At 62.4% G+C, this 22,771-nt stretch carries 18 protein-coding genes; 9 read left to right on the forward strand and 9 right to left on the reverse strand.

Annotated elements, in window-relative coordinates; genetic code table 11:
- Positions 1-2 precede the first annotated feature (2 nt).
- From AC5O5R_RS12935 to ilvA, 3 genes are all read left to right on the forward strand, one after another.
- Positions 3-1,301, forward strand: coding sequence for an ATP-binding protein (locus AC5O5R_RS12935; protein ID WP_172227996.1), 1,299 nt, complete (start codon positions 3-5; stop codon positions 1,299-1,301).
- Between the two features lie 97 nt (positions 1,302-1,398).
- A complete protein-coding gene (locus AC5O5R_RS12940; RefSeq protein WP_172227994.1) occupies positions 1,399-1,830 on the forward strand; it encodes a PACE efflux transporter in 432 nt (143 codons plus the stop codon).
- A gap of 180 nt (positions 1,831-2,010) precedes the next feature.
- A complete protein-coding gene (gene ilvA / locus AC5O5R_RS12945) occupies positions 2,011-3,573 on the forward strand; it encodes a threonine ammonia-lyase, biosynthetic (RefSeq protein ID WP_172227992.1) in 1,563 nt (520 codons plus the stop codon).
- Positions 3,574-3,704: 131 nt separating this feature from the next.
- Here ilvA and AC5O5R_RS12950 read toward each other — a convergent pair whose 3' ends face one another.
- The 3 genes from AC5O5R_RS12950 to AC5O5R_RS12960 all read right to left on the reverse strand — a co-directional run bounded on the left by AC5O5R_RS12950 (position 3,705) and on the right by AC5O5R_RS12960 (position 7,147).
- Entirely contained in the window at positions 3,705-4,886 is a 1,182-nt protein-coding gene (locus tag AC5O5R_RS12950; protein ID WP_172287654.1) for a DUF8534 domain-containing protein, read from the reverse strand.
- 63 nt (positions 4,887-4,949) lie between these two features.
- Positions 4,950-5,417 (reverse strand): VOC family protein, encoded by a 468-nt coding sequence (locus AC5O5R_RS12955; protein ID WP_172287656.1) that lies wholly within the window; start codon positions 5,415-5,417, stop codon positions 4,950-4,952.
- A 110-nt stretch (positions 5,418-5,527) separates the two neighbouring features.
- A complete protein-coding gene (locus tag AC5O5R_RS12960; protein ID WP_172228522.1) occupies positions 5,528-7,147 on the reverse strand; it encodes an NADP-dependent glyceraldehyde-3-phosphate dehydrogenase in 1,620 nt (539 codons plus the stop codon).
- 534 nt (positions 7,148-7,681) lie between these two features.
- Between AC5O5R_RS12960 and AC5O5R_RS12965 the strand changes: the two genes are divergently transcribed.
- The 3 genes from AC5O5R_RS12965 (at position 7,682) to AC5O5R_RS12975 (ending at position 10,846) form a co-directional block, all read left to right on the forward strand.
- Positions 7,682-8,836 carry a GNAT family N-acetyltransferase gene (locus AC5O5R_RS12965; protein ID WP_172228524.1) on the forward strand — a complete coding sequence of 385 codons (1,155 nt, stop codon included), beginning with the start codon at positions 7,682-7,684 and terminating at the stop codon, positions 8,834-8,836.
- A gap of 64 nt (positions 8,837-8,900) precedes the next feature.
- On the forward strand, positions 8,901-10,019 hold the full coding sequence (locus tag AC5O5R_RS12970; protein ID WP_172228526.1) for a glycosyltransferase 61 family protein: 1,119 nt from the start codon (positions 8,901-8,903) through the stop codon (positions 10,017-10,019).
- Between the two features lie 44 nt (positions 10,020-10,063).
- A complete protein-coding gene (locus tag AC5O5R_RS12975) occupies positions 10,064-10,846 on the forward strand; it encodes a helix-turn-helix transcriptional regulator (protein WP_172228528.1) in 783 nt (260 codons plus the stop codon).
- A gap of 102 nt (positions 10,847-10,948) precedes the next feature.
- On the opposite strand, the gene AC5O5R_RS12980 is transcribed toward AC5O5R_RS12975, so the two are convergent.
- On the reverse strand, positions 10,949-11,530 hold the full coding sequence (locus tag AC5O5R_RS12980) for a LysE family translocator (RefSeq protein ID WP_172228530.1): 582 nt from the start codon (positions 11,528-11,530) through the stop codon (positions 10,949-10,951).
- Positions 11,531-11,821: 291 nt separating this feature from the next.
- Between AC5O5R_RS12980 and AC5O5R_RS12985 the strand changes: the two genes are divergently transcribed.
- The gene (locus tag AC5O5R_RS12985) at positions 11,822-13,393 is read left to right on the forward strand and encodes a TerC family protein (protein WP_172228532.1); all 1,572 of its coding nucleotides are present in this window, start codon (positions 11,822-11,824) and stop codon (positions 13,391-13,393) included.
- Here the strand turns inward: AC5O5R_RS12985 and rarD are convergent.
- Positions 13,356-14,243: an EamA family transporter RarD gene (gene rarD / locus AC5O5R_RS12990; RefSeq protein ID WP_172228534.1), complete on the reverse strand. Its 888-nt coding sequence runs from the start codon at positions 14,241-14,243 to the stop codon at positions 13,356-13,358. The two genes, AC5O5R_RS12985 and rarD, sit on opposite strands and share 38 nt — an antisense overlap.
- Positions 14,244-14,276: 33 nt before the next feature.
- Entirely contained in the window at positions 14,277-15,863 is a 1,587-nt protein-coding gene (locus AC5O5R_RS12995; RefSeq protein WP_494515446.1) for an EAL domain-containing protein, read from the reverse strand.
- Between the two features lie 299 nt (positions 15,864-16,162).
- On the opposite strand from AC5O5R_RS12995, the gene hppD reads away from it, so the two are divergent.
- A complete protein-coding gene (gene hppD, locus AC5O5R_RS13000) occupies positions 16,163-17,239 on the forward strand; it encodes a 4-hydroxyphenylpyruvate dioxygenase (protein WP_494515447.1) in 1,077 nt (358 codons plus the stop codon).
- A gap of 18 nt (positions 17,240-17,257) precedes the next feature.
- On the opposite strand, the gene AC5O5R_RS13005 is transcribed toward hppD, so the two are convergent.
- Both AC5O5R_RS13005 and AC5O5R_RS13010 read right to left on the reverse strand, forming a co-directional pair.
- The gene (locus tag AC5O5R_RS13005; RefSeq protein ID WP_218584543.1) at positions 17,258-18,064 is read right to left on the reverse strand and encodes a CSS-motif domain-containing protein; all 807 of its coding nucleotides are present in this window, start codon (positions 18,062-18,064) and stop codon (positions 17,258-17,260) included.
- A 132-nt stretch (positions 18,065-18,196) separates the two neighbouring features.
- Positions 18,197-18,889, reverse strand: coding sequence for a type 1 glutamine amidotransferase domain-containing protein (locus AC5O5R_RS13010; protein ID WP_172228033.1), 693 nt, complete (start codon positions 18,887-18,889; stop codon positions 18,197-18,199).
- 210 nt (positions 18,890-19,099) lie between these two features.
- Here AC5O5R_RS13010 and AC5O5R_RS13015 point away from each other — a divergent pair, with 210 nt between their 5' ends.
- A complete protein-coding gene (locus AC5O5R_RS13015; RefSeq protein ID WP_172228043.1) occupies positions 19,100-21,130 on the forward strand; it encodes a hybrid sensor histidine kinase/response regulator in 2,031 nt (676 codons plus the stop codon).
- A gap of 7 nt (positions 21,131-21,137) precedes the next feature.
- Here AC5O5R_RS13015 and AC5O5R_RS13020 read toward each other — a convergent pair whose 3' ends face one another.
- Positions 21,138-22,748 (reverse strand): response regulator, encoded by a 1,611-nt coding sequence (locus AC5O5R_RS13020; protein ID WP_172228035.1) that lies wholly within the window; start codon positions 22,746-22,748, stop codon positions 21,138-21,140.
- Positions 22,749-22,771 lie beyond the last annotated feature (23 nt).

Raw genomic sequence — 22,771 nt, forward strand, 5'->3', positions numbered from 1 at the left:
CCATGCTGAAGATTCTGGTGCGGTTGTACCTGGTCATCATTGTCGCGTATGCCGGGGCCTTGCTGTTCATTCCCGACACTATCGTCGGTCTGTTCCGTGACCGCTTCATGGCCTACAACCTGGACCAGGCCAAGGGCGTGCAGGCGTTGATCGTGCGCCAGTTCCGCCAGACCCCGCCCGAGCAGTGGCCGGAGGTGGCGCACGAGCTGGCCGCTGATTTCGCCCCGCTGGAGCTGCAACTGCTGCGCATGGACCAGGCCGAGTTGAGCGACGAGGAGCAGGCGCGCCTGGAGCACGGGCTGTATGCGGTACGCATCGCTGAATGGGGCTACTACGAGACGGTGCTGGCGCCGCTGGACAAGCAATGGCTGGTGCGCCTGCACTCACCGCCAGACCCGCTGGACATCAACGTGCTGTCGTGGGGTGTGACCGTGCTGATCGGCGCGGCCATGCTGGGCTGCCTGCTGCTGTGGGTATGGCCGCACTGGCGCGACCTTGAACGCTTGAAGGAGACTGCCCGGCGGCTGGGCCAGGGGCAGATGGCCGAGCGTACGCACATCTCGCCACACTCCAACATCGGCGAACTGGCCGGGGTGTTCGACACCATGGCCAGTGACCTGGAGCGCCACGTCAACCAGCAGCGGGAGCTGCTCAATGCGGTGTCGCACGAGTTGCGTACGCCGCTGACCCGTCTGGATTTCGGCCTGGTGCTGCTGTTCGACGAGGTGCCGGCGACCAGCCGCAAGCGCTTGCTGGAACTGGTCGGGCATGTGCGCGAGCTGGATGAACTGGTGCTGGAGTTGCTGTCCTACAGCCGGCTATACAACGCTGACCAGGCCCGCGAGCGGGTCGAGGTGTCGCTGCTGGAGCTGGTCGACAGTGTGCTCGGCGGCTTTGCCGAGGAGCTCGACAGCCGTGGCATCACATGGGAAGTGCAGGCAGAGGGCAGCCTGCCACGTTTTGTGCTTGATCCTCGCCTGACCGCACGGGCAGTGCAGAACCTGGTGCGCAATGCCATGCGCTATTGCGACGAAAGCCTGTTGCTGCGTTTGCGCCTGGAAGGGGATGGCGCCTGCCTGTTGACGGTGGAAGACGACGGGATCGGCATTCCGGTGGAGGAGCGGGAGCGGATTTTCCAGCCGTTCTACCGGCTGGACCGCAGCCGTGACCGCAATACCGGCGGGTTTGGCCTGGGCCTGGCGATCAGCCGGCGGGCCATCGAAGGGCAGGGTGGCACCTTGACCGTGGCGCAGTCGCCGCTGGGTGGGGCGCAGTTTCGGATTCGCTTGCCTGCGGGGTGATATGCCGCCTGCGAACACGCGGGTTGTGCAAATTTCAGGCTTTTTCTTAAAGGCCAGTTCTTGTAGCTTTACAGGTCGTTTACCCCGGGAGTTGAACATGCAAGGCAAGGCACGCAAGATCGTCCAGGCCATCCTCTACGAAGCCATCGCTGTCGCCTGCGTGGCGCCCGCGCTGGAGCTGGCGTTTGCCGCCGGCATGGCGCAGTCGACCGTGCTGTCGGTGCTGATGTCGGGCATCGCGATGAGCTGGAACATGGCCTACAACTGGGCCTTCGAACGCTGGGAGGCGCGCCAGCACAAGCGTGAGCGCACCTTTGCCCGGCGCATGCTGCATGCCTTGGGTTTCGAGGGGGGGCTGGTGCTGATCCTGCTGCCGCTGGTGGCGTACTGGCTGGGTGTAAGCCTGTGGGCAGCGTTGCTGACCAACCTGGCGTTGTTCGTGTTCTTCTTCGTTTACGCGTTTGTCTTTCAGTGGGGCTTCGACAAAGTGTTCGATGTACCGTTGTCGGCGCAGCAGGCCAAGTGTTGACTTACCTGCACGCGGCAGGCTAAGTTCCTGACCCATGAATACATTCCCGCATGTGAACGCCATTATTATTACCGCCATTATCAGTTTGGCGGGCTAGCGCGTACGTGCACTGAACCCGCCCTGGAGGCGGGTTTCTTCTCTCTGACTCCTGGGCAACGTGAAACAGCCAAGGAGTCATCGATGACCAGCTTCAGCGTTACCCCCCGTACCACCGTTACCCCCCAGCAACTGCTGTCGGAGCAGGTGCGGCGGATTCTTGCCGCCCCGGTGTACGACCTGGCCATCGAAACCCCGCTGCAGGCAGCCCCGGCATTGTCTGCCAGCCTGGGCAACCAGGTATTGCTCAAGCGCGAAGACCTGCAGCCGACCTTCTCGTTCAAGATCCGCGGTGCCTACACCCGTCTGTCACGCCTGAGCAGCGTGCAGCGCGAGCGTGGGGTGATTACCGCATCGGCGGGCAACCATGCCCAGGGCGTGGCGATGGCTGCGTCGCACCTGGGCATGAAGGCCACCATCGTCATGCCGACCACCACGCCATCGTTGAAGGTGGAAGGGGTGCGTTCGCGCGGCGGGCATGTGGTGTTGCACGGCGAGAGCTTCCCGCATGCCCTGGCGCACGCCCTGACCCTGGCCGACAGTGAAGGCGCCACCTTCGTGCCACCGTTCGACGACCCTGATGTAATCGCAGGGCAGGGCACTGTAGCCATGGAAATCCTCCGCCAACGGCCGGGTGCGCTGGACGCCATCTTCGTACCGGTCGGCGGTGGCGGACTGATCGCCGGTATCGCCGCCTACGTGAAGTACCTGCGGCCAGAGGTGAAGGTGATCGGTGTCGAGCCAGAGGATTCCAACTGCCTGCAAGCGGCCATGGCTGCCGGCGAGCGAGTGATCTTGCCGCAGGTCGGCACCTTCGCCGATGGCGTGGCGGTGGCGCAGGTGGGCGCGCATTGCTTCGAGCTGTGCCGGCACTTTGTCGACGAAGTGCTGACGGTGAGCAGTGACGAATTGTGCGCGGCGATCAAGGACATCTACGACGACACCCGCTCGATCACCGAGCCTTCCGGCGCCCTGGCTGTGGCCGGGATCAAGAAGTACGTGGCGCGCGAGGGTGTGCAGGGGCAAACCCTGGTGGCGATCGATTCCGGGGCCAACGTCAACTTCGACCGCCTGCGCCATGTGGCCGAGCGGGCCGAACTGGGCGAGCAGCGCGAGGCGATCATCGCGGTCACCATCCCGGAGCAGCCGGGCAGCTTCCGCGCATTTTGCCAGGCGCTGGGCAAGCGGCAGATCACCGAGTTCAACTACCGTTACTACCCCGGCAAGGAGGCGCGGCTGTTCGTGGGGGTGCAGACCCACCCGCTGCACGACCCGCGCGAACGGTTGCTGGTCAGTCTGCGGGAGCAGGGCTACAGCGTGCTGGACCTGACCGACAACGAACTGGCCAAGCTGCATGTGCGCCATACCGTGGGCGGCCATGCTGCACCAGGGGCTGACGAGCGCGTGCTGCGTTTCGAGTTCCCTGAGCGGCCGGGAGCCTTGCTGGGCTTTCTGGAGCGATTGGGTAAACGCTGGAATATCAGCCTGTTCCATTACCGCAACCATGGTGCGGCGCAGGCCTGCGTGTTCGCGGCGCTGGAGGTGCCAGTGGAAGAGTTGGCGGGGATGCCGCTGGCGCTGGATGAAATGGGCTACCGGTACTGGGATGAGACCGATAACCCGGCGTACAAGCTGTTTCTGGGCTGACCTGGAAAGTTGCAGCCTGCACGGTCCCTGTGGGAGCGGGCAGGCCCGCGAATCAGGCAGCGCAGTGGATGGTACCGGCGTTGCCGGTGTTCGCGGCCTCGGCCGCTCCCACAGGGATCGCGCCAGGTTGTTCAGCGCTCGCGCATGAAAAAGCCGGCGACGAACTTGCGGAAGGTTTCCAGGCTCTTGAAATCGGCGTAACGCTTGAAGTTCTCGGCATCCGGCTCGGGACCGATGGGCTGCTCGAGCAGGGAGATCGACAACACCCGGTCCTGGTCAGAGGTCATCACCAGCTCATCCGCCACCTGGCCGCCAATTACCGGCCGGCGCATCTGTACCTTCACGCCCTTGCTGGCCATCCAGTCGACCAGCGACACCAGCGCCTTGAGCGGCTCGCGCTCTTCATCGCGGTACACCGGGAACATATGGGCACGTGACAGTACCGGCACGCTGGCGACATGAATCAGTTCGTAATAATGGCTGCCCGCGCTGGTCGGCGAGTAAAGCATCAGTGCCAGCAACGGCCCAGTGGTGCGGCTGCCCCCCCAGTACAGGTGGTGCCCCTGGAAGTCGAAGCCATCCTCGCTGCGGTTGTTGAACAGCTTGCGCCCCTTGACCTGGTCGACGCAGTCCAGCAACAGGCCATGGCGGCGGTGGTTGCCGAACACAGTGGCTTCGCGCAGGCGGGACTTGAGCATCATCATGTGCTTCATGTCCAGGCGGGTTTCCAGGTAGTTGCTGGCGGGCACCCGTTCCAGCAACGGGTAGCGGCTGGCCACGCTGCGCAGCTCGGCAAACTGGCCGGTCAGGTCCTTTTTCAGGTGCGTGGCGTACAGGTTGAGGCCGCTGGTCTCGATCCAGGTCAGCAGCAACGACAACAGGCGCTGCTGTTCGCGCCGCTCGCTGCCTTCGCCGCCGACACTGGCGTTGGCGGCACGGAAGTCGCCGATCAGGCGCAATGGCGTGTCGGGCGGCAGCCAGGCGGCGGGTGGTGCCGGGTCGTCTTCGCGCTCGGCGGCTTCCCGTTCGTCCTTGGTGAACGGGCAGCCGGGCGCATGCTCGGCGGTGCCCGGATTGTTCTTGAGGAAGAGCGTGCCGGTGCTGCCGTTAAGGGTCACATTGAGCACCGGCAGGGCGTCGTTGCGGCAGTCGCAGGCCAGCCACTGGTTGGCGTTGCGCACCTTCATCAGCAGCTGGTTGGCCTGCAGCAGGCGAGGGCCGACGAGGCTGCCGGTGGCAAAGCCGGCCAGCAGTTCCTCTTCGGCGGGGGTCAGGCTGCGCACCTGAGCGGCGGTTTTGTCGATGATTCGCATGAGGCAGCTCCAAGCTACAAGCCCCAAGCTTCAAGCAAAGTGGCGCCGCTTTCAACTTGCCGCTCAGTTGCCGCCAAACATCTTCGCCGCGCGGGCGCGTATTTCGTCGGGGCTCAGGTCCTCTTTGCGGGTGGAAACGAACCAGATATTGCCGAACGGGTCTTTCAGGGTGCCGCTGCGGTCGCCATAGAACTGGTCGGTCAAAGGGTGCAACTGGGTACCGCCGGCTGCCAGGGCCTGGGCGTAGACCTTGTCGCAGTCCTCGACATACAAATGAATGCCTACGCCTGCACCGTTGAGCTTCTGGCTGGCGGTAAGGCCGCCCTCCATGTCGCAGGGGTCGCCGAGCATCAGCGAAGAATCGCCGATCCTCAGCTCGGCATGGCCTACCCGGCCGCCCGGGGCGTCCAGGCGGAACATTTCGACTGCCCCGAAAGCCTGCTTGTAGAAGTCGATGGCCTTGGCGGCATCGTTGATGGCCAAGTAGGGGGTGATGCTGTGCTGGCCTTCGGGGATGGGTTTGGCTGCCATGTTCGACGCTCCTTTGCAGTGGGCGCCGGAGGGCGCCCTGTTGCTTAGAGTCGTCTGCGCAGAAGGAAAATCGACAAGGGTGCTAGACCGATTCTCTATAAGCGCGTCTGTCAGAAGATGTAGTCGGTGGTCAGGAAGCTCGACTGGCGGTTGCGGATGATCTCGCTGATCAGCTCCTTGTTGGCTTCCTGGAATCGGGTCGCCACCAAGGTACGGATGGAAAACACGCGCAGGGCGTCATGCACCGACAAGGTCCCTTCGGCGCTGTTCTTGCGGCCATTGAACGGATAGGTGTCGGGGCCGCGCTGGCATTGGGCATTGATATTGATGCGCCCGACCTGGTTGGCAAAGATGTCGACCAGGCTGCCGATAGTCGCCGGGTCGTTGCCGAACAGGCTCAGTTGTTGGCCGTAATCGGAATCCAGCACGTAGTCGATCACCGTCTGCAGGTCGCGGTATGGCACCACCGGCACCAGCGGGCCGAACTGTTCTTCGTGGTAGACGCGCATGTCGCTGTTCACCGGGTACAGCAGCGCTGGGTAGAAGAACGAACCCCGGCTTTGGCCGCCCCCTGTGTTGAGTACGTGCGCACCCTTTGCCGTGGCATCGGCGACCAGGCCATCGAGATAATCGACCTTGCCCGGTTCGGGCAGCGGCGTCAGCGCCACGCCGGGTTCCCAGGGCATGCCCGGCTTGAGCGCGGCCAGTTTGCGCTGGAATTTGTCGAGGAAGGGTTGGACCACGTCTTCGTGGACGAACAGGATCTTCAGTGCGGTGCAGCGCTGGCCATTGAACGACAACGCACCGGTGACGGCTTCCTCGACGGCGTTGTCGAGGTCCACCTGAGGCAGCACGATGCCCGGGTTCTTGGCGTCCAGGCCCAGCGCTGCGCGCAGGCGGTGCGGGCGCGGGTGCAGTTTTTTCAGGTCGCTGGCGGCTTTGTGCGTGCCGATGAAGGCGAAAACATCGACCTTGCCGCTGGCCATCAGCGCGCTTACCGTTTCCCGGCCACGGCCGTAGATGACGTTGATCACCCCCGGCGGGAAGCTGTCGCGGAAGGCTTCGAGCAACGGGCGGATCAGCAGCACGCCGAACTTGGCCGGCTTGAACACCACGGTGTTGCCCATGATCAGCGCCGGGATCAGCGTAGTGAAGGTTTCGTTGAGCGGGTAGTTGTAGGGGCCCATGCACAGCGCCACGCCCAGTGGCGCGCGGCGGATCTGGCCCAGGGTGCCTTGTTCGAGCTCGAAGCGGCTGGAGCGGCGGTCGAGGTCCTTGAGGGCGTTGATGGTGTCGACGATGTAGTCGCAGGTGCGGTCGAATTCCTTTTCCGAGTCCTTGAGGTTCTTGCCGATTTCCCACATCAGCAACTTGACCACGGCCTGACGCTGCTCACGCATGCGCGCCAGGAAGGTTTCGACGTGCTGGATACGCTCGGCCACGCGCATGTTCGGCCAGGCACCACGGCCCTTGTCATAGGCCTGCACGGCGGCGTCGAGGGCAGTGAGTGCGGTATCGGCATCCAGCAGCGGGGCGCTGCCCAGGATCACCTGACGTTCCTCGCTGCCGTCCTTGAGCCAGACCGGGCTGCGCACCGTGGCCAGCGGGCCGTCCCAGCGCCTGAGCTCACCGTTCACCAGGTAGTCACGTTGTTCCAGAGGGGCTTCCAGGCGCCAGGGTTCCGGGATGTTCTCGGCGCTGGGGAAGAGTGAATCGAGCAGACGGTCCATGGGTACTGCACCTCACATTGCTGGGCGGGTTCAAAGCCAGGTGAAACGCTTCAGCTTCGAGCATGCACCGGCTGCGGGAAAAACACCAGTCTGGCTCAAACTTGTCACGTGTGCCCGCGACACGGTGTCATCTGGGTTTGCTTCAGTGCGGGTTCCGCCCAGCACGGCAACTGCGGCTTGAGCAGCGTTGATGCGGGCTGTTAGCAGGCATGTCCTGCTCGTTTATGCAAAGAAGGCATCAAAAAGTTTTTTGAAATAGCGAAGTGTTAATCGGGTGCCGCGAGGTCGGCCCGCTTATAGCTAATGACTGGGAGTTGAGGCAGTTAATGCAGAAAAATTGACGCCATTAAACTTTATTCAGCGCAATCAAAGTGCCACTTGCCAAAGTGTTTTTGGGTATCTTAAATTGTTACTGGATGTGATGGCAGAAGTTACTTGTAATTACTTAGATATCAGGATGTTACGTTTTTTATTGCTGATTTATTGTTTTTTCCCGATACACCATAGGGCACTTCAAAGGACGTCGAAGCAGACATGAAAGCGACCTTGACGGCAGTGGCGCGAAAATACATATCGCCCTCCCAGCGTTACGAAATCAGACACCTGGCCAGCAAGGTGCGTGAAGTGATGGCGCGTGCCTGTTTCTGGCGCTGGGAGGTTGCCAGGTTTCGGCTGCAGCAGGAGAGCCCTTACGAAATCCTCTACATCGGCCGCAAGCAGCAACGGGAAATGGCCAAGCTGCTGATTGCCGGCAAAAGCCAGGGCAGCGCGGCGATCGTTGACAGTGCGCGTGCGACAGCGGCCGCCAGCCATGTGGTGCTGGTCAGCGAAATGCCGACATCCGGCGCCTTGTCGGTGCCGCACTACCTCAGCGCTGTCGTGCCACTGGGCCGCGCGCTGGAGGACATTACCGCTCGCTACGACAGCGAACTGAGGCGTAGCATCCGCAAGAACCGCCCGCTGTACCAGATGCGTCAGGCGTTGTCCGACGACGAGATCGCCATGGCTGACCGCGACCTGCTTCGCCCCTATGCCAGCGCGCGGCAGGGCATCCATGCCGCGCAATTTCCCACCGATGAGGTATTTCGCATTGCCAAGAGTGTCGGCCGGCTCGACTTGATTACCTTGGGCGATGAAGTAATCGGCTGCCACCTGGGCTGTGAAGTGGTGCGCGGCGGCAAGCGTTACTGGAGCACTTTGCGTTTCGGTTATTGCGAAGCGGTATTTGCCGATGCCAAGAAGTTGCGCGAGGTGAACTCGATCACCACCTTCATGGCCCTCGAGTGGGCCCTCGAGCAGGGCTTCGATTATTACGATATCGGCCTGTGCCTGGCGCGCCCTGATGACGGCTTGTTGAAATGGAAGCGCCGCCGTGGGGGTGACATCGACTCGCTGGGCAACCATGCCTACCTGTTCGTCCGCCTGCCCAGGACCGGTACGGCGAAGTTCCTCTGGGACACGCCGATGTTCGCGGTTGAAGGCGACAAGCTGACCCTGCACCTGGGGCTGCCCGACGGGCCAAGCAGTGAGGAAGTGGCCAGCCGTTATCATGAAATGGTGTTCGGCGGGCTGCACAAGATCTACCTCTATGGCGGCAACGCCGAGGGCGAGCCGTTCGTGGAGAGCTTGCGCAGCCGCTATGCCAACCTGCAGTCGCCGCCCACCCTGGAACGGGTTGCGTGCAGCTGAGTCGTTGCCTGTGAACCATTGATCGGCGCTCCGCGCCAGGCTCGTCATCTAGGGAGGACGCTTCATGGGAGGCGATATCTCGCAGTTCAGTGCATCTCCCGCAGCCAGGCAGCATACCTGGACCCTGGCCGCCTACCGCTACATGGCGCGTAAACGACTGGGCAAGCACCGGGCCCTGGACCTGAAAAGCATCGCCGACAAACGCTGGGACATCGCCCCAGGTGAGGTCACGGTTTCGCCGCCGGCCCTCTACCTGCCCGGCCAGCTGGAACGGGTGACGGGTTGGGAGGGCAAGCGGTTCTACCCCTACGAGCACCCGGCGCGCACCATGGAGGGCGGCATCAGTACCTCGCAAGGCCCCACCCGAGGCTACCTGATCAAGAATGCATGGCTGGTCGACGGGGCGTTGTACAAGGGCAAGGCCAGCCACTGGCTGTCGCAGAAACCGAGTACCTTTCCGACCATCATCGTCGACAACGAGATCGACCGTGCGGCCGTCTACTGCACGCAAAACGGCAATTCGTGGTTCGGCACCTGGCTGATGGAAGACTGCCCAACCTATGCACTGGCCTGTAACGAGGGCTTGCCGGTGACCATTGCGCCTTCGGCAAAGTTTCCGCTGTTTACCCAGGCACCGGCCTACGAAGACTGGCTGGGCATGAAACCGCTGCGCTTGCGCAGTGCGTTCTTCCGTGAACTGGTGCTGTTCGATGACCAGAGCAACAACCGCAGTCGGCATGCCCGCTACCAGGCCATGGGCGACAAACTGCTTTCGCATGTGCCGCATGCCCCGCACCCTGGGGTGTTTCTGCTGCGTGGCGGCGACGGCGACCTGCGCCTGCTGCGCAACGAACTGGAGCTTGCCGAACACCTGCGCATCACCCGGGGCTTTCGCGTGGTCAACCCGTTGAAGTCCGATGTGCCCAGTATCGTTGCAGCGTGCGCCGGGGCTAACGTGGTCGTCGGCGTCGAGGGTAGCCAGTTGGTGCATGGGGTCAATGTGCTGCAAGCCGGTGGTAGCCTGCTGACCTTGCAGCCGCCGAACCGCTTTGTCAGCTATTACAAATACCTGACGGACCGTGACCACCAGCATTTCGGGTTTGTGGTCGGCATACCGGAGGGCGATGGCTTCAGGATCGACATCGGCGAGGTGGAGCGGACGCTGGACTTGTTCCCCCGATAACTGTGTAGTATCCAGGCACATGGCCGCGACGAGAAGGGCGAGGGATGATCGAGGTATCACGGTTCTGGCGCGACCCTGCGTTGCCTTTCGTCGAAGCCCGTCGGGTAGGGGATGGGCGCCAGGTGTGCTATGCGGCACATTCCCACGAAAGCTTTTCCATTGGGGTGATCACCGGTGGGCGCAGTACCTATCTGAATGGCGATCAGCGCATTGAGGTGGAGGCGGGTACCACAGTCCTCATGAACCCGGGCGTGGTGCATACCTGCAACCCCATTGCCGGCGAGACATGGTCCTACCTGATGCTGTTTGTCGACTGGCCTTGGTTGCAGGCGCTGGATTTTGCCTTGCCGGCACAGACCTGGAGCCGTTCGCCCGTGTTGTACCGGCGGCTGTTGCAGGCCTTTGCAGACCTGTTCGATGCCAGTGTGGCGGATCGCGAAGCACGCCTGGCCATCCTGTTCAGCGCATTGCCCGGGTTGCTTGGTGGTGAGGCCAGCGTGATTGACGAGGGCAACCCGCGACTGGACGCTGCCGCAGCTTTCATACGCGCTCATCGCAGCGACCCACTGAGCCTGGAAGACATCTGCTCGGCCTGCGGCCTGTCGCGGTCCTACCTGATTCGTGCGTTTCGCCAACGTTTTGGATTGACGCCGCACGGCTACCTGCTCGACCAGCGCGTGCAACTGGCCCGCGCACAGCTGCGCCAGGGCAGGGCGATCGCCGAGGTGGCGCAGGAGGCCGGGTTTGCCGACCAGGCGCACCTGCAACGGGCATTCAAACAGCACCTGGCGGCAACGCCGGGCCATTACCGCAATGCAAACAGCTGAGTGTGGCCTTCGCTGCGTTGCATTTCTTGCGGCAAGCACCTGTCAGCCCTGATGCGACCCTGTGGGCACTGGCTTGCCCGGCGACAGGGCCGGTACAGGCCCTCAGATCACCAGGTAAACCGCACTGCCCAGCAATAACGCTGCCAAGCCCCGATTAAGCAGGCGCATGTGCCGTGGGTCGCTCAGGTACTGGCGTATCACACTACCGGCCCAAGCCCAACTGGCTACCGAGATGAAGCAGATCGGCCCATAGATCCAGGCAAACAGCCACAGCAAGTGCTGTTCACCCCCGGTATAGGCGCCAACCCCTGCCACCGCCGCCAGCCAGGCTTTGGGGTTTAGCCATTGCATGGCCGCACCGTGCCAGGCCGTGGGGGCCTGATCAGTCTGAGTGCTGCCCAGGCGGCCGCCATCGCTGGCCAGCTTCCACGCCATGTACAGCAGGAAGGCAACGCCGCCCCAGTGCAACAGCAGGCCCAGCAATGGCCAGCGCGTCAACATTTGATGCACGCCCAGCCCGACCAGTACCAGCAACAGGCAAAAGCCCAGCGTGGCACCGGCCACATGCGCCAGGCTGGCGCGCAGGCCGTGGCGGGCGCCGCTGCCAAGCGCGACGATGTTGACCGGGCCAGGGGAGATCGAGGCCGCCAATGCGAAAGCGGCCATGGAAAGGGACAGGCTCATGAGGGCAATCCGTATGGTCAAGGGAGGCGTCCATCCTCGGCCATCCCGGGCCTCGCGTATTGAAGAAAAGTCTCCCGTCCCGGATTTGCACAAGTGGCCCGGGTTCAAGCAGGGCTGTTACAGGTTTTGTAATAGTTTTGCGCTATCAGATAAACCTGCTGGGCTTGTAGCATCTTTCTCCCAATCTGTTATCAAGGCCTATATGAGCACCTTCGCGGAGCCCCCCAGTTTTCGGCCGTCCTGGCCATCCGTTCCCCGTCCCTGTGACGTTACCGTCGTGAGTACCCGCTAATGGAATGGCTAGCCGACCCCACGGCCTGGCTGGGCCTGTTGACGCTTATCGTCCTCGAGCTGGTGCTGGGTATCGACAACCTGGTGTTCATCGCCATCCTTGCCGACAAGCTGCCGCCACATCAGCGCGACCGCGCGCGGGTCATTGGCCTGAGCCTGGCGCTGATCATGCGCCTGGGCCTGTTGGCCAGTATCTCCTGGATGGTCACGCTGACTGCGCCGCTGTTCGAGGTGTTCGACAAGAGCTTCTCCGGCCGTGACCTGATCATGCTGTTCGGTGGTGTGTTCCTGCTGTTCAAGGCCACCATGGAGCTGCACGAGCGCCTGGAAGGCCATGTGGCACAGGCCAGCGGCCCGGTTCGTCACTCGGCGTTCTGGCCGATTGTCGCGCAGATCGTGGTGCTCGATGCGGTGTTCTCGCTGGATGCCGTGATCACTGCGGTAGGTATGGTCGAGCACCTGTCGATCATGATGATCGCGGTGATTTTCTCGATCGGTATCATGATCGTGGCCAGCAAGCCGCTGACCCGTTTCGTCAACGCCCACCCCACGGTAATCATGCTGTGCCTGGGCTTCCTGATGATGATCGGCTTCAGCCTCACTGCCGAGGGCCTGGGCTTCCATATTCCGAAAGGCTACCTGTACGCGGCCATCGGCTTCTCGATCCTGATCGAGCTGTTCAACCAGTTGGCCCGTGCCCGTCGCAAACGCAGTGTGCAGCAACACCGGCCACTGCGTGAACGCACGGCGCATGCCGTGCTGCGCCTGCTGGGTGGGCGCCGGGTCGAAGCTGACGAGGTGGGCGAGGAAATTGCTGACCTGGTCGAGGGCGGCGAGGAGCAGGTGGTGTTCGACCGCCGCGAGCGAGTAATGATCAGTGGCGTGCTGAACCTGGCCGAGCGGCCGATTCGCACGGTCATGACCGCCCGCACCGAGGTCGATGTGATCGACCTGGCGCAGCCGGCTGATGCCATTACCCAGGCACTCGCCAACTCGCCGTACTCGCGCTTGCCGTTGATTCGCGATGGCCGTGTCGACGAGCCGCTGGGCTTTGTGCACAAGAAGGAACTGCTCAAGGAACTGCTATCGGGCAACCAGCCAGACCTTGAAGGCATGGCCCGGGTGCCGTTGAACCTGCTGGAAAGCTTCAGCATCCTCAACGCCCTGGAGCAGATGCGCGGCCAGTCGACCCACATTGCCTTCGTGGTCAACGAGTTTGGTGACTTCACCGGCCTGCTGACCATGACCGACATCCTGGAATCGATTGCCGGTGAGCTGCCGGATGCCAGCGAGGTGGAAGGCCCGGGCATCGTCCAGGAGGGTCCAGCCTTTGTGGTCAGTGGTGCCGTGAACCTGAGCCAGGTGCAAGCACGTACCGGCTTCAGCGCCCGCGCCACCGAGGACTACCAGACCCTTGCCGGCCTGGTGATGAGCCTGCTCGACCGCCTGCCGATGGTCGGTGACCGCCTGGCCTGGAATGGCTGGACGCTGACCGTGGAGGCAGTCGAGGAGCGCCGCGTGCGCCAGGTGCGGCTCACACCGAACGGCGACGCTGACGCAGCAGGTGCTTGAAGCCTTCCAGCACCAGCACCAGCACTGCGGCCCAGATCGGCAGGTAAGTCAGCCACTGATCCGGGCCGATGCTCTCGCCCAGCAGCAACGCCACGCCCACCAGCAGCACGGGCTCGACGTAGCTGAGCAGGCCGAACAGGCTGAACGGCAGCAAGCGGCTGGCCAGTACATAGGCGATCAGGGCCGAGGCGCTGATCGCCCCGAGGATCGGGATCAACGCGTACAGCCCTGGGTGTGCCTGCAGGTCGGCACCGGAAAGCGGGCCCTGGATGACGAAGTACAGCGCCCACGGCAGCAGCAGGCACATGTCGCACCACAGGCCTCCGAGGTGGTCGGTGCGGCAGCGCCGGCGCAGCACGAAGTAGATCGGGTAGCCGATCATCACCACCAGGGTTTCCCAGGCAAAACTGCCATGCTGGTACAGCTCGTGGCCTACGCCCAGCGCGGCGCAGGCCACGGCTACCTTCTGCAAGTGTGACAGGCGCTCGCCATACACCAGCCGCCCGGTCAGCACCATGGTCAGCGGCAGCAGAAAATAGCCCATCGACACTTCCAGGCTGCGCCCGTGCAGGGGCGCCCACAGGAACAGCCACAACTGCACGCCCATCAGCCACGAAGTACCGACCATGCCCAGCAACAGTGCCGGTGTACGTTTTATGCGCGAAAACAGCTCACCCACACGTTTCCAGTCCTTCGAGACAAGCATGAACAAGGTGAGGCAGGGCAGGGTCAGCAAGGTGCGCCAGCCGAAGATCTCTTCGCCATCGAGTGGCTTGAGCAGGGAGGTATAGAAATACATCACAGCGAACAGACAGGACGCCATGACCGATGAAACGATGCCTTTTGACACGAATGCCTCGAATACGGGAGTTGAGCGGGTGAATCAGCCGCGCATGATCTCAGGGGGCGTGCGTTGCGGCAACTGTGTCGCGCCTGGGCGGGCGGCCAGCGCTTCAAGAAACTGTGCCGCAGGCATGGGCTTGGCAAACAGGTAGCCCTGCTGGAAGTCCACATCGTGGCGGGCCAGGTAGTCACGCTGGGCTGCGGTTTCCACGCCTTCGGCGACGATGCCCAGGCCCAGCTTGGCCGACAGCTCGATAACGCTTTCCAGGATATGCACCGACAGCGCATCGGCCCCGATCAGCGCGACGAAACTCTGGTCGATCTTCAGGTAGTCGACCTTGAACTGGCGGAGGTAGTTGAGGCTGGACTGGCCGGTGCCGAAATCGTCCAGGGCAATCATCACGCCCATCGCATGGAGTTTTTCGAACAGTTCCAGGGTCACGGGCGTGGGCTCGATCAGCTTGCGCTCGGTCAGCTCCAGGGTCAGCACCACCCGACCGTGTGGGAAGTGCTGCAGGAAGGTGCGGCAGTCGTCCAGCAGGCTCAGGTCGCGGCAATGGTCGGCGGTGATGTTGATGCCGATGTGAAAGCCGTCTTCCAGCAACCCGGCATACGGCGCCAGACTCTGCGCGGTGTGCATCATCAGCGCGCGGGTCATGTCGACGATCTGCCCGCTGTGTTCGGCGTAGGGGATGAACAGGTCGGGCCGTACCAGGCCTTCTTGCGGATGGTTCCAGCGCATCAGCACTTCGGCGCCGGCCCAGCGATAATCACCCTGGCGCACCACTGGTTGGAAGTATGGCAGAAATTCATCGGCCTCCAGCGCCCTGCGCAGTTCGGCGCGGGGCGAGCTGGCGCGGCGGATCTGCCAGCGGCAGGCCAGGGCGGCTGCAGCGCCCAGCACCAGCAGCAGGCCCAGCAGTGCCGGATAGTGGCTGCGCCACAGCCGGCCCTGCTGCGCGGCGGCATAGCCGCCCTGCACGCTGAACGGGTAGCGGGTCGAGCCCAGCAGCACATGCGCGCTGGCGGCGGCTGGCGGTACGCCCTTGTGCACGATACCGTCCTTGCCCATCCACCTGTCGCCCACCCGGATGCGCAGCTCTTCATCGGGGCCGATCAGGCGCAGCGCTGTCAGCAGATGGTCGCCATCCACGGTACTGATGGCGCCGCGGTCACCGTCGCTGGCCCGGTAGACCAGCAGCGCATGACCCGGAGTGACCGAGTTGCCGTCCATCAGCCATAGCGTGCCGTCGACGTAGTCGGCTGGGTTGACCGGCTCGTCGAAGTCACCGAACAGCGAAGTGCAATAAAGGGTGTTGTGGCTGAACAGGTTGGTGGAGCGCACGAAGGCATTGCGCGTAACCTGGGCACGCAGCGTCAGCTTGGCTTGCTCGCACGGGCTGCCGGCGAGCGGTAGCAGGGAATTGGCAGCGCTGGCCAGGTTATCGAGGATGTGCTCGACCTGCGCGACAACCTGGCGCGTCGTGGCCTGGCTACTGGCCTGCATTTCCTGTTCTAGCTGCCAGTTCATCACGCCCAGGCCACACACCACAGGGAGTGCGCCGACGACCCAGGGCAGCAGGGTGCGCCAGCTGAGCGCGGCGCGGTGTTTGGCGGTAAGGGGCATGCTGACCTGACTTGTATGAAAGCTAACGAGAGGATAGCCGTTTGTCGGAACGGCCGAGCAACTAAAACGCGACAAACCATTTTACGCACTGTAGAATCGGTTTACGAATACAACAATAAGGTCCTTCATCATCGAAGGATCAAACCCGCCGAGAATGGGTCCATATGACATACCATGGGTTCAAGCTGATCATAGGTGGCTTCCTCGCCCGTAGCGTGCGGGGCATACCCTGCTCACCGCCATTTCTGTTCGACATCCTACGCACTCAATAATATTTCGCTGCAGATGAGGACACGAACATGGCTGATATCTTCGAAAATCCAATGGGCCTGCTGGGCTTCGAGTTCATCGAACTGGCTTCGCCGACCCCAGGCGTGCTTGAGCCTGTATTCCAGATCCTGGGTTTCACCAAGGTGGCTACCCACCGTTCCAAGGATGTGCACCTGTATCGTCAGGGCGGCATCAACCTGATCCTGAACAACGAACCCAAAAGCGTCGCTTCCTACTTTGCCGCTGAACACGGCCCGTCGGTGTGCGGTATGGCGTTCCGCGTGCGCAATGCCAATGAGGCCTATGCCCGCGCCCTGGAACTAGGTGCTCAGCCGGTCGAAATCGAAACCGGGCCGATGGAGCTGCGGTTGCCGGCGATCAAAGGCATTGGCGGTGCCCCGCTGTACCTGATCGACCGCTTCGAGGAAGGCAGCTCGATCTACGACATCGATTTCAATTTCATCGAAGGCGTAGACCGCAACCCGGTAGGTGCCGGCCTGAAGATCATCGACCACCTCACCCACAACGTCTACCGCGGGCGCATGGCTTACTGGGCCGGCTTCTACGAAAAACTGTTCAACTTCCGTGAAATTCGTTACTTCGACATCAAGGGCGAGTACACCGGCCTGACCTCCAAGGCCATGACCGCGCCGGATGGCATGATCCGCATCCCGCTCAATGAAGAGTCTTCCAAGGGTGCCGGGCAGATCGAAGAGTTCCTGATGCAGTTCAACGGCGAAGGCATTCAGCACGTGGCCTTCCTCACCGACGACCTGCTCAAGACCTGGGATGCCCTGAAAGGCTTCGGCATGCGCTTCATGACTGCGCCGCCACAAACCTACTACGAAATGCTCGAAGAGCGCCTGCCGGGTCATGGCGAGCCGGTCGACCAACTGCAAGCCCGGGGCATCCTGCTTGATGGGGCCTCGCAACCGGGCGACAAGCGCCTGCTGTTGCAGATATTCTCGGAAACCCTGCTTGGCCCGGTGTTTTTCGAGTTCATCCAGCGCAAGGGCGACGATGGGTTCGGTGAAGGCAACTTCAAGGCCCTTTTCGAATCCATCGAACGCGACCAGGTACGCCGTGGTGTACTGAGCACCGACTGATGCTCGCCTGCATCGCCGTCATGCATCTCTGACGGCGGTGCCGCTATGGGCCTTGCGCGCTCTCATCAAGCCCAGGTACAAGACCAGTGAGGTCGCTACGCCGACCAATGCCAGCGAAGGTAGCACTTGCGCGATGGTCATGCGGAACTCATTGGCGGTATACCCCTTGCTGTAGCCGCCCCGGACGGTATAGCCATATTTTTTTGACTCTGCCCACTCGCTGAATTCGTCCTGTGAAGGGCGTTCCGGGTCGCGGCTGTCGCCATCTGTCCATATGTAGTGGTCCCCGAATTCCAGTATCAGCGTCAGGCCGGTCTGAAAGCTTTTCAGTTCCTTGCGCAGTTCAATGCCATACAAAGTGCCAACTACCCCGGAGTTCCTCCCAGGTGTTTGAACTCTGAGAATGGCGGCGTTTGGCGAAGAAGGGACATCGAATGCGAGTTCCGTGCCTCGCCCGGACTTTATGAACGCGGAAATATAGGCCATGGGGTCTTTTTCGGTAGCGCAGTACGCCTCGCCATTGACGGTTAACGCCAGTGAGCGCAAATGCGGGCTGATCGCGATGATGTCATGCAATTTCCCTGACACTTGCGCACAGGGCTTTCCCGCCAGGTCGTTGGCACGATCAAAGGTGGCAACCATACGGTCCAGCAACTGGTCGACGCTGAAAACTGCCTCTTGAACGGAAATTTGCGAAGTTTCGGCAAGTTTCTTGCCCAGGTGATAGTTCATCACCAGCAGGCCGGAAACTATCGGCACGGCGCCAATGGCTATTACCATCAGCCTTTTCAGCAAGTTGTACCTGGTATTCAGGGTGAAAGGCATAGGTATGATGCTCCCAGGTGCATTGCTGTTCGTGGTGAACAGATTGACCCTGAGCCTATGTCCCTGACGACGCGATGGCTGTAGTCCATGAGCGATCCGAACCAGAGGAAATACGGAAAGCCACTGTCAGCCTCAGCTTTGATGGCCCGCAATTTTCGCCAGCACCTTCTCGGCGAGCAATCCAGTCGAGGCGGGGTTTTGCCCAGTGATCAGCCGCTCATCAGTGACGACAAACGGCTTCCACGGTTCATCATGCTTGCTGTAGTTGCCGCCGCGGGCCCCCAGTTCGTTTTCAGTCAGAAAGGGCACTACCTTGTCCAGCTCAGCCAACTGTTCCTCGGTGTTTGAAAAACCGGTAACCTGACGACCCTTCAGCAGCAGGCTGTTGTCGCTGAGCTTGACGTTCAGCAGGCCGACAACGCCGTGGCAGACCGCCGCCACGATGCCTTCGTTCTCATAGATGTGGCGCGCAAGCGCCTGCAGCGCCTGGTCATCGGCAAAGTCGTACATCACCCCATGGCCACCGGTGTAATAAATGACGCTGTACTCATCTGCCTTGACCTGACCTGGGCTCAGGGTGGCGCCCAGGCGGGTCATGAAACGCTTGTCGTCATACCATTGCCAATCCAGGTCGGGGGCCATCTGCAGGCTGTGCGGATCGATCGGGACATAGCCGCCCATTGGGCTGACATAGTCCACCGCGTAGCCGGCCTTTTCGACCATCTCGACAAAGTGCACAGCTTCACCCAGCCACAACCCCGTCGCTCGCTTGAGGGTCGGGTACTTGGCTGTATTGGTCAGCACCACCAGCATTTTCTTGCTCATGTCCCACGCTCCTGTCGGCAACCTGGATGGGCCGGTGCTCCTTGGCCCGAGGGAAAACTTAATCAGCATAGCTGCCACCTGCAAGTACGCCATCGGGGGTAGTGCGCGCTGTGCTAACTTCAACCGAGCCCACGAGGCGAGCCGAACGAGCAGGGCGGCGCCTCGGTCAACCTGAGCATTGCTGGAGTCACGATAGTGGTCGCAAATGGTATGCCGCGCGAGCCTGCGCCTGTTTTGGCAACGGTCGAGCCGATGGGCGAAACGGTTGCGCACTTCGATTGGGGGCGAACAGCACTCGGGCCGTTGTCACGCTGGCCGGCTTCGCTGCGTATTGCGGTGGACATGATGCATTTGTCACCGTTCCCGTGTGCCGTGGTTTGGGGATCAGCACTCAGCGTCGTCCACAATGATGCCTACCGGGCGTTGCGGGCCGCTGCTCCGAATACCCTGGGCAGTGCATTCGATGCCTTGTGGTGGGATATCTGGCCCGAAGTGGGGCCTTGGGTATTCAAGGCGCTTGAGGGGCGCTCGAGCTTTGTCGAGGACCCACCCCTGCGTATCGTCAAGGGCGAAGGCGCCGAACCGCTATGGTGCGCGTTCGGTTATGCGCCGCTGCATGACGAACTGGGCGGCGTGGCGGGCTTTCTGCACACCGTGATCGAGACGACGGCCAGCGTCGAGGCGCACAGCCACTGGCGGGAGCAGGCCTTGGTGTTCGAACGACAGCTAGCGCGTCACGAGGCCGAGCGCGAGCAGATCTGGCAGCTGTCGCGCGATGCAGTGATGACCGTTACTCCTGACTTGACGTTGCAAGCTGTCAGCCACACCTGGCAGCGTATTCTGGGCTGGGCCGAAGAGCAGGTGCTGGCGCGGCCGGTACTGGAACTGATTCACCCGGCGGATCGCGCTGAAGTTCAGGTGGCCGTCTCCGGCTTGCTTGAATACGGGAGCACCGGCCAGATCGAGACCCGTCTGCGCCACCGCGATGGCCACTACCACTGGTTTCGCTGGACCGCGCGGTTCGATGGCAGCATGCTGACCGCGGTGGGCCGGGATATTACCGAAGACAGGGCCGAGGCCGCGCGCCAATCCGAAGCACTGATGCGCAAGAACCAGCATATGGAGGTGGTTGGCCAGTTGGCGGGGGGCATGGGCCATGAGTTCAACAACCTGCTGTCCGGGATTGGCGGCAGCCTTGAACTGCTGCAACGGCGCCTGCAACAAGGGCGCCTGGAGCGGGTGGAGGACTATGTCGAGGTGGCACGCGATTCGGTGCAGCGCGCCATGGCGCTTACCCATCGACTGCTGACCTTTTCCCGCCATCAGCCCACGGCCCCCAAGCCACTGGATTTCAACCTGCAATTACGCTTGAGTGAGCCGCTGCTGATGCGGGCACTGGGCGCCGAGATGCGCCTGCGCTGGCAACTGGATGTTGCACCGTGGGTGGTGAGTCTTGATCTAACCCAACTCGAGAATGCTCTGGTCAACTTGTGCGCAAACGCCCGTGAGGCGTGCCTGGAGCGGGGTACTGTCACCATTCGCACCGTCAACCAACGACTGACAAGCTGTTTTCCGGATGAAGATGGCCTGCCGCCAGGCGACTATGTCGCTCTGCATGTCGAGGACGACGGCCATGGCATGGCGGCGGCAGACATCGCCAGGGCCTTCGAGCCGTTCTTCACCACCAAGCCCATCGGGCGTGGGGCCGGGCTTGGGCTGTCCATGGTCTATGGATTTGTCGGCCAGTCGGGCGGCTATGCCTGGATCGAGTCGGTCGGGGAGCGTGGCACAACGGTTTCAATGCTCTTCCCAAGGTGCCACGACCCGCTCCCTGAACCGCCCAAGCCAGTGCCGCGCCCGCAGCGCATGGCCTGTGGGGAGCGCCTTCTGCTGGTGGATGACGAGCTCAACCTGCGTGCCGTCATGCGTGAGTACCTGGCTGATCGGGGCTTTGATGTCACGGATGTCGGCGACGCCAATGCTGCGCTGGAACGCTTCCGCCATGATGGGCCTTTTGACCTGGTGATTACCGACATCGGGTTGCCAGGGGGCTTCAGTGGGCGGCAAGTCGCCAAGGCCATGCGCATGCAACTGCCGCTGCAGAAAATTCTGTTTATCACCGGCTACGCGAACCAGCCGGTCGAAGCGGAGTTCCTGGAGCAACCGGGCATAGCGTTGATGAACAAGCCGTTCCCGTTGGCCGCCCTGGCGGATGAGGCGCTGCGCATGCTTGACGGGTAAGGTAGTTTCACTTCGTAGCAAGAATCCGCAGCACTTGGGCCTGCAGTTGTTTCAGCTCGAACGGTTTGCTGATCAAGTACATGTCCGTACCCAGGAAGCTCTCTCGGGCAATGGCCGTTTCCGCGTAGCCGGTGATGAACAGTACCGGCAGACGCGGGCGCAGGCTCCGTGCAATTTCGGCCAACTGCCGGCCGTTCATGCCGGGCAAGCCAACGTCGCTGATCAGCAAGTCCACCGGCTCTGTCGAGCGCAGCACTGCCAACCCCTCGCTGGCGTCAGCGGCGCTGTGGCAGGGGAAGCCGTCTTCGCGGAGCGCCTGGCACAGCAGCTGACGTACATGCGAGTCGTCCTCGACCACCAGCACATGGCGACCACGGCCCCCCTGCACAGGCGGCTCAGGGTTGCTCGGTTGGGTGGTCCGGCCGTGATGGCGCGGCAGGTACAGGTCTACCCGGGTGCCTTGGCCGATCTGGCTGTGCAGGGTGACATGCCCACGGGATTGCTTGCTGAAGCCGTATACCATCGACAGGCCCATGCCGATGCCCTGGCCGATCGCCTTGGTGCTGAAAAACGGCTCGAAGGCATGTTCCAGCGTGCTCTGTGCCATGCCCTGGCCGTCATCAACGATTCGCAGGCGCACATAATCGCCACCGCCCGGCGTGGCGCCCTGACCATGTTCGATGTGATGGTTGCTTGCCTCGATCCACAGCATTCCACCGCTGGGCATCGCCTCGCAGGCATTGACCAGCAGATTGTCGACGGCTGCCTGCAGTTGCTGGTCATCAGCTTCCACTGGCCACAAGCCTTTGGCGATATGCACGTGCAAACTGACTGTGGGGCTCAGGCTAGCCTTCAGCTGCTTGATCTGCAGCAGGCTGCGCAGGTCTATGCGCTGGCTGTGCAGCGACTGCCGGGAAGCGAACGCAAGCAGGCGGTGGGTCAGCTTTGCCGCCCGTGACACCGCCTCGCGGCCCATGCGCAGTACGCCTTCCACCCCATCGTTGCGGCCCTGGCGCAGGCGCCGGTCGATCAGTTCGAAGCTGCCGCCAATGCTGGTCAGCAGGTTGTTGAAATCATGCGCGACCCCGCCGGCAAGCTGGCCGATGGCTTCCATCTTGCGGGCCTGGTAGCGGGCGAACTCGCTGGGCTCTTGCTCGTCACCGGGCTGCTTGGGTCGGGCGTCCAGGCGCCGCTGCAGGTCCTGCAACTGGTCGCGGGCCAGGTACTGCTTGCGCCTGTTGCGCAGCGCGGACTGGGCCATGTGCAGCAACTGAGTGTTTTCGAAGGGCGAGACCAGCAGGGCAAGATTGCCCACCGGATGATTATCCATGCTTTTGGCCGACCACGCGCCCTGGGTGACCAGCACAATGGGCAAGTCCGACCAGCAAGGCTGCTGGTCGATGAACGCCTGCAGCAACGCGCTTGGGCCCTGGCTGAACACCTGCTCGTCGATGATCGCCACGCCTGCGCCTTCGGCCAGGCGTGCCTGCAGGTTGGCCAGGTCGCCTGCGCACAGGCTATCTATCCCGGCGGAGGCAAGCAGGCGTGAAGTGTCCGCGTCCAGGGGCGGGGGTGCCAGGATCAAGGCACGTTCATCCATCGCCAATGTACTGGCCAAAACGACTCTCCTGTGGGGTGCCC

The sequence above is a fragment of the Pseudomonas sp. 8_5_2 genome (assembly GCF_059295255.1).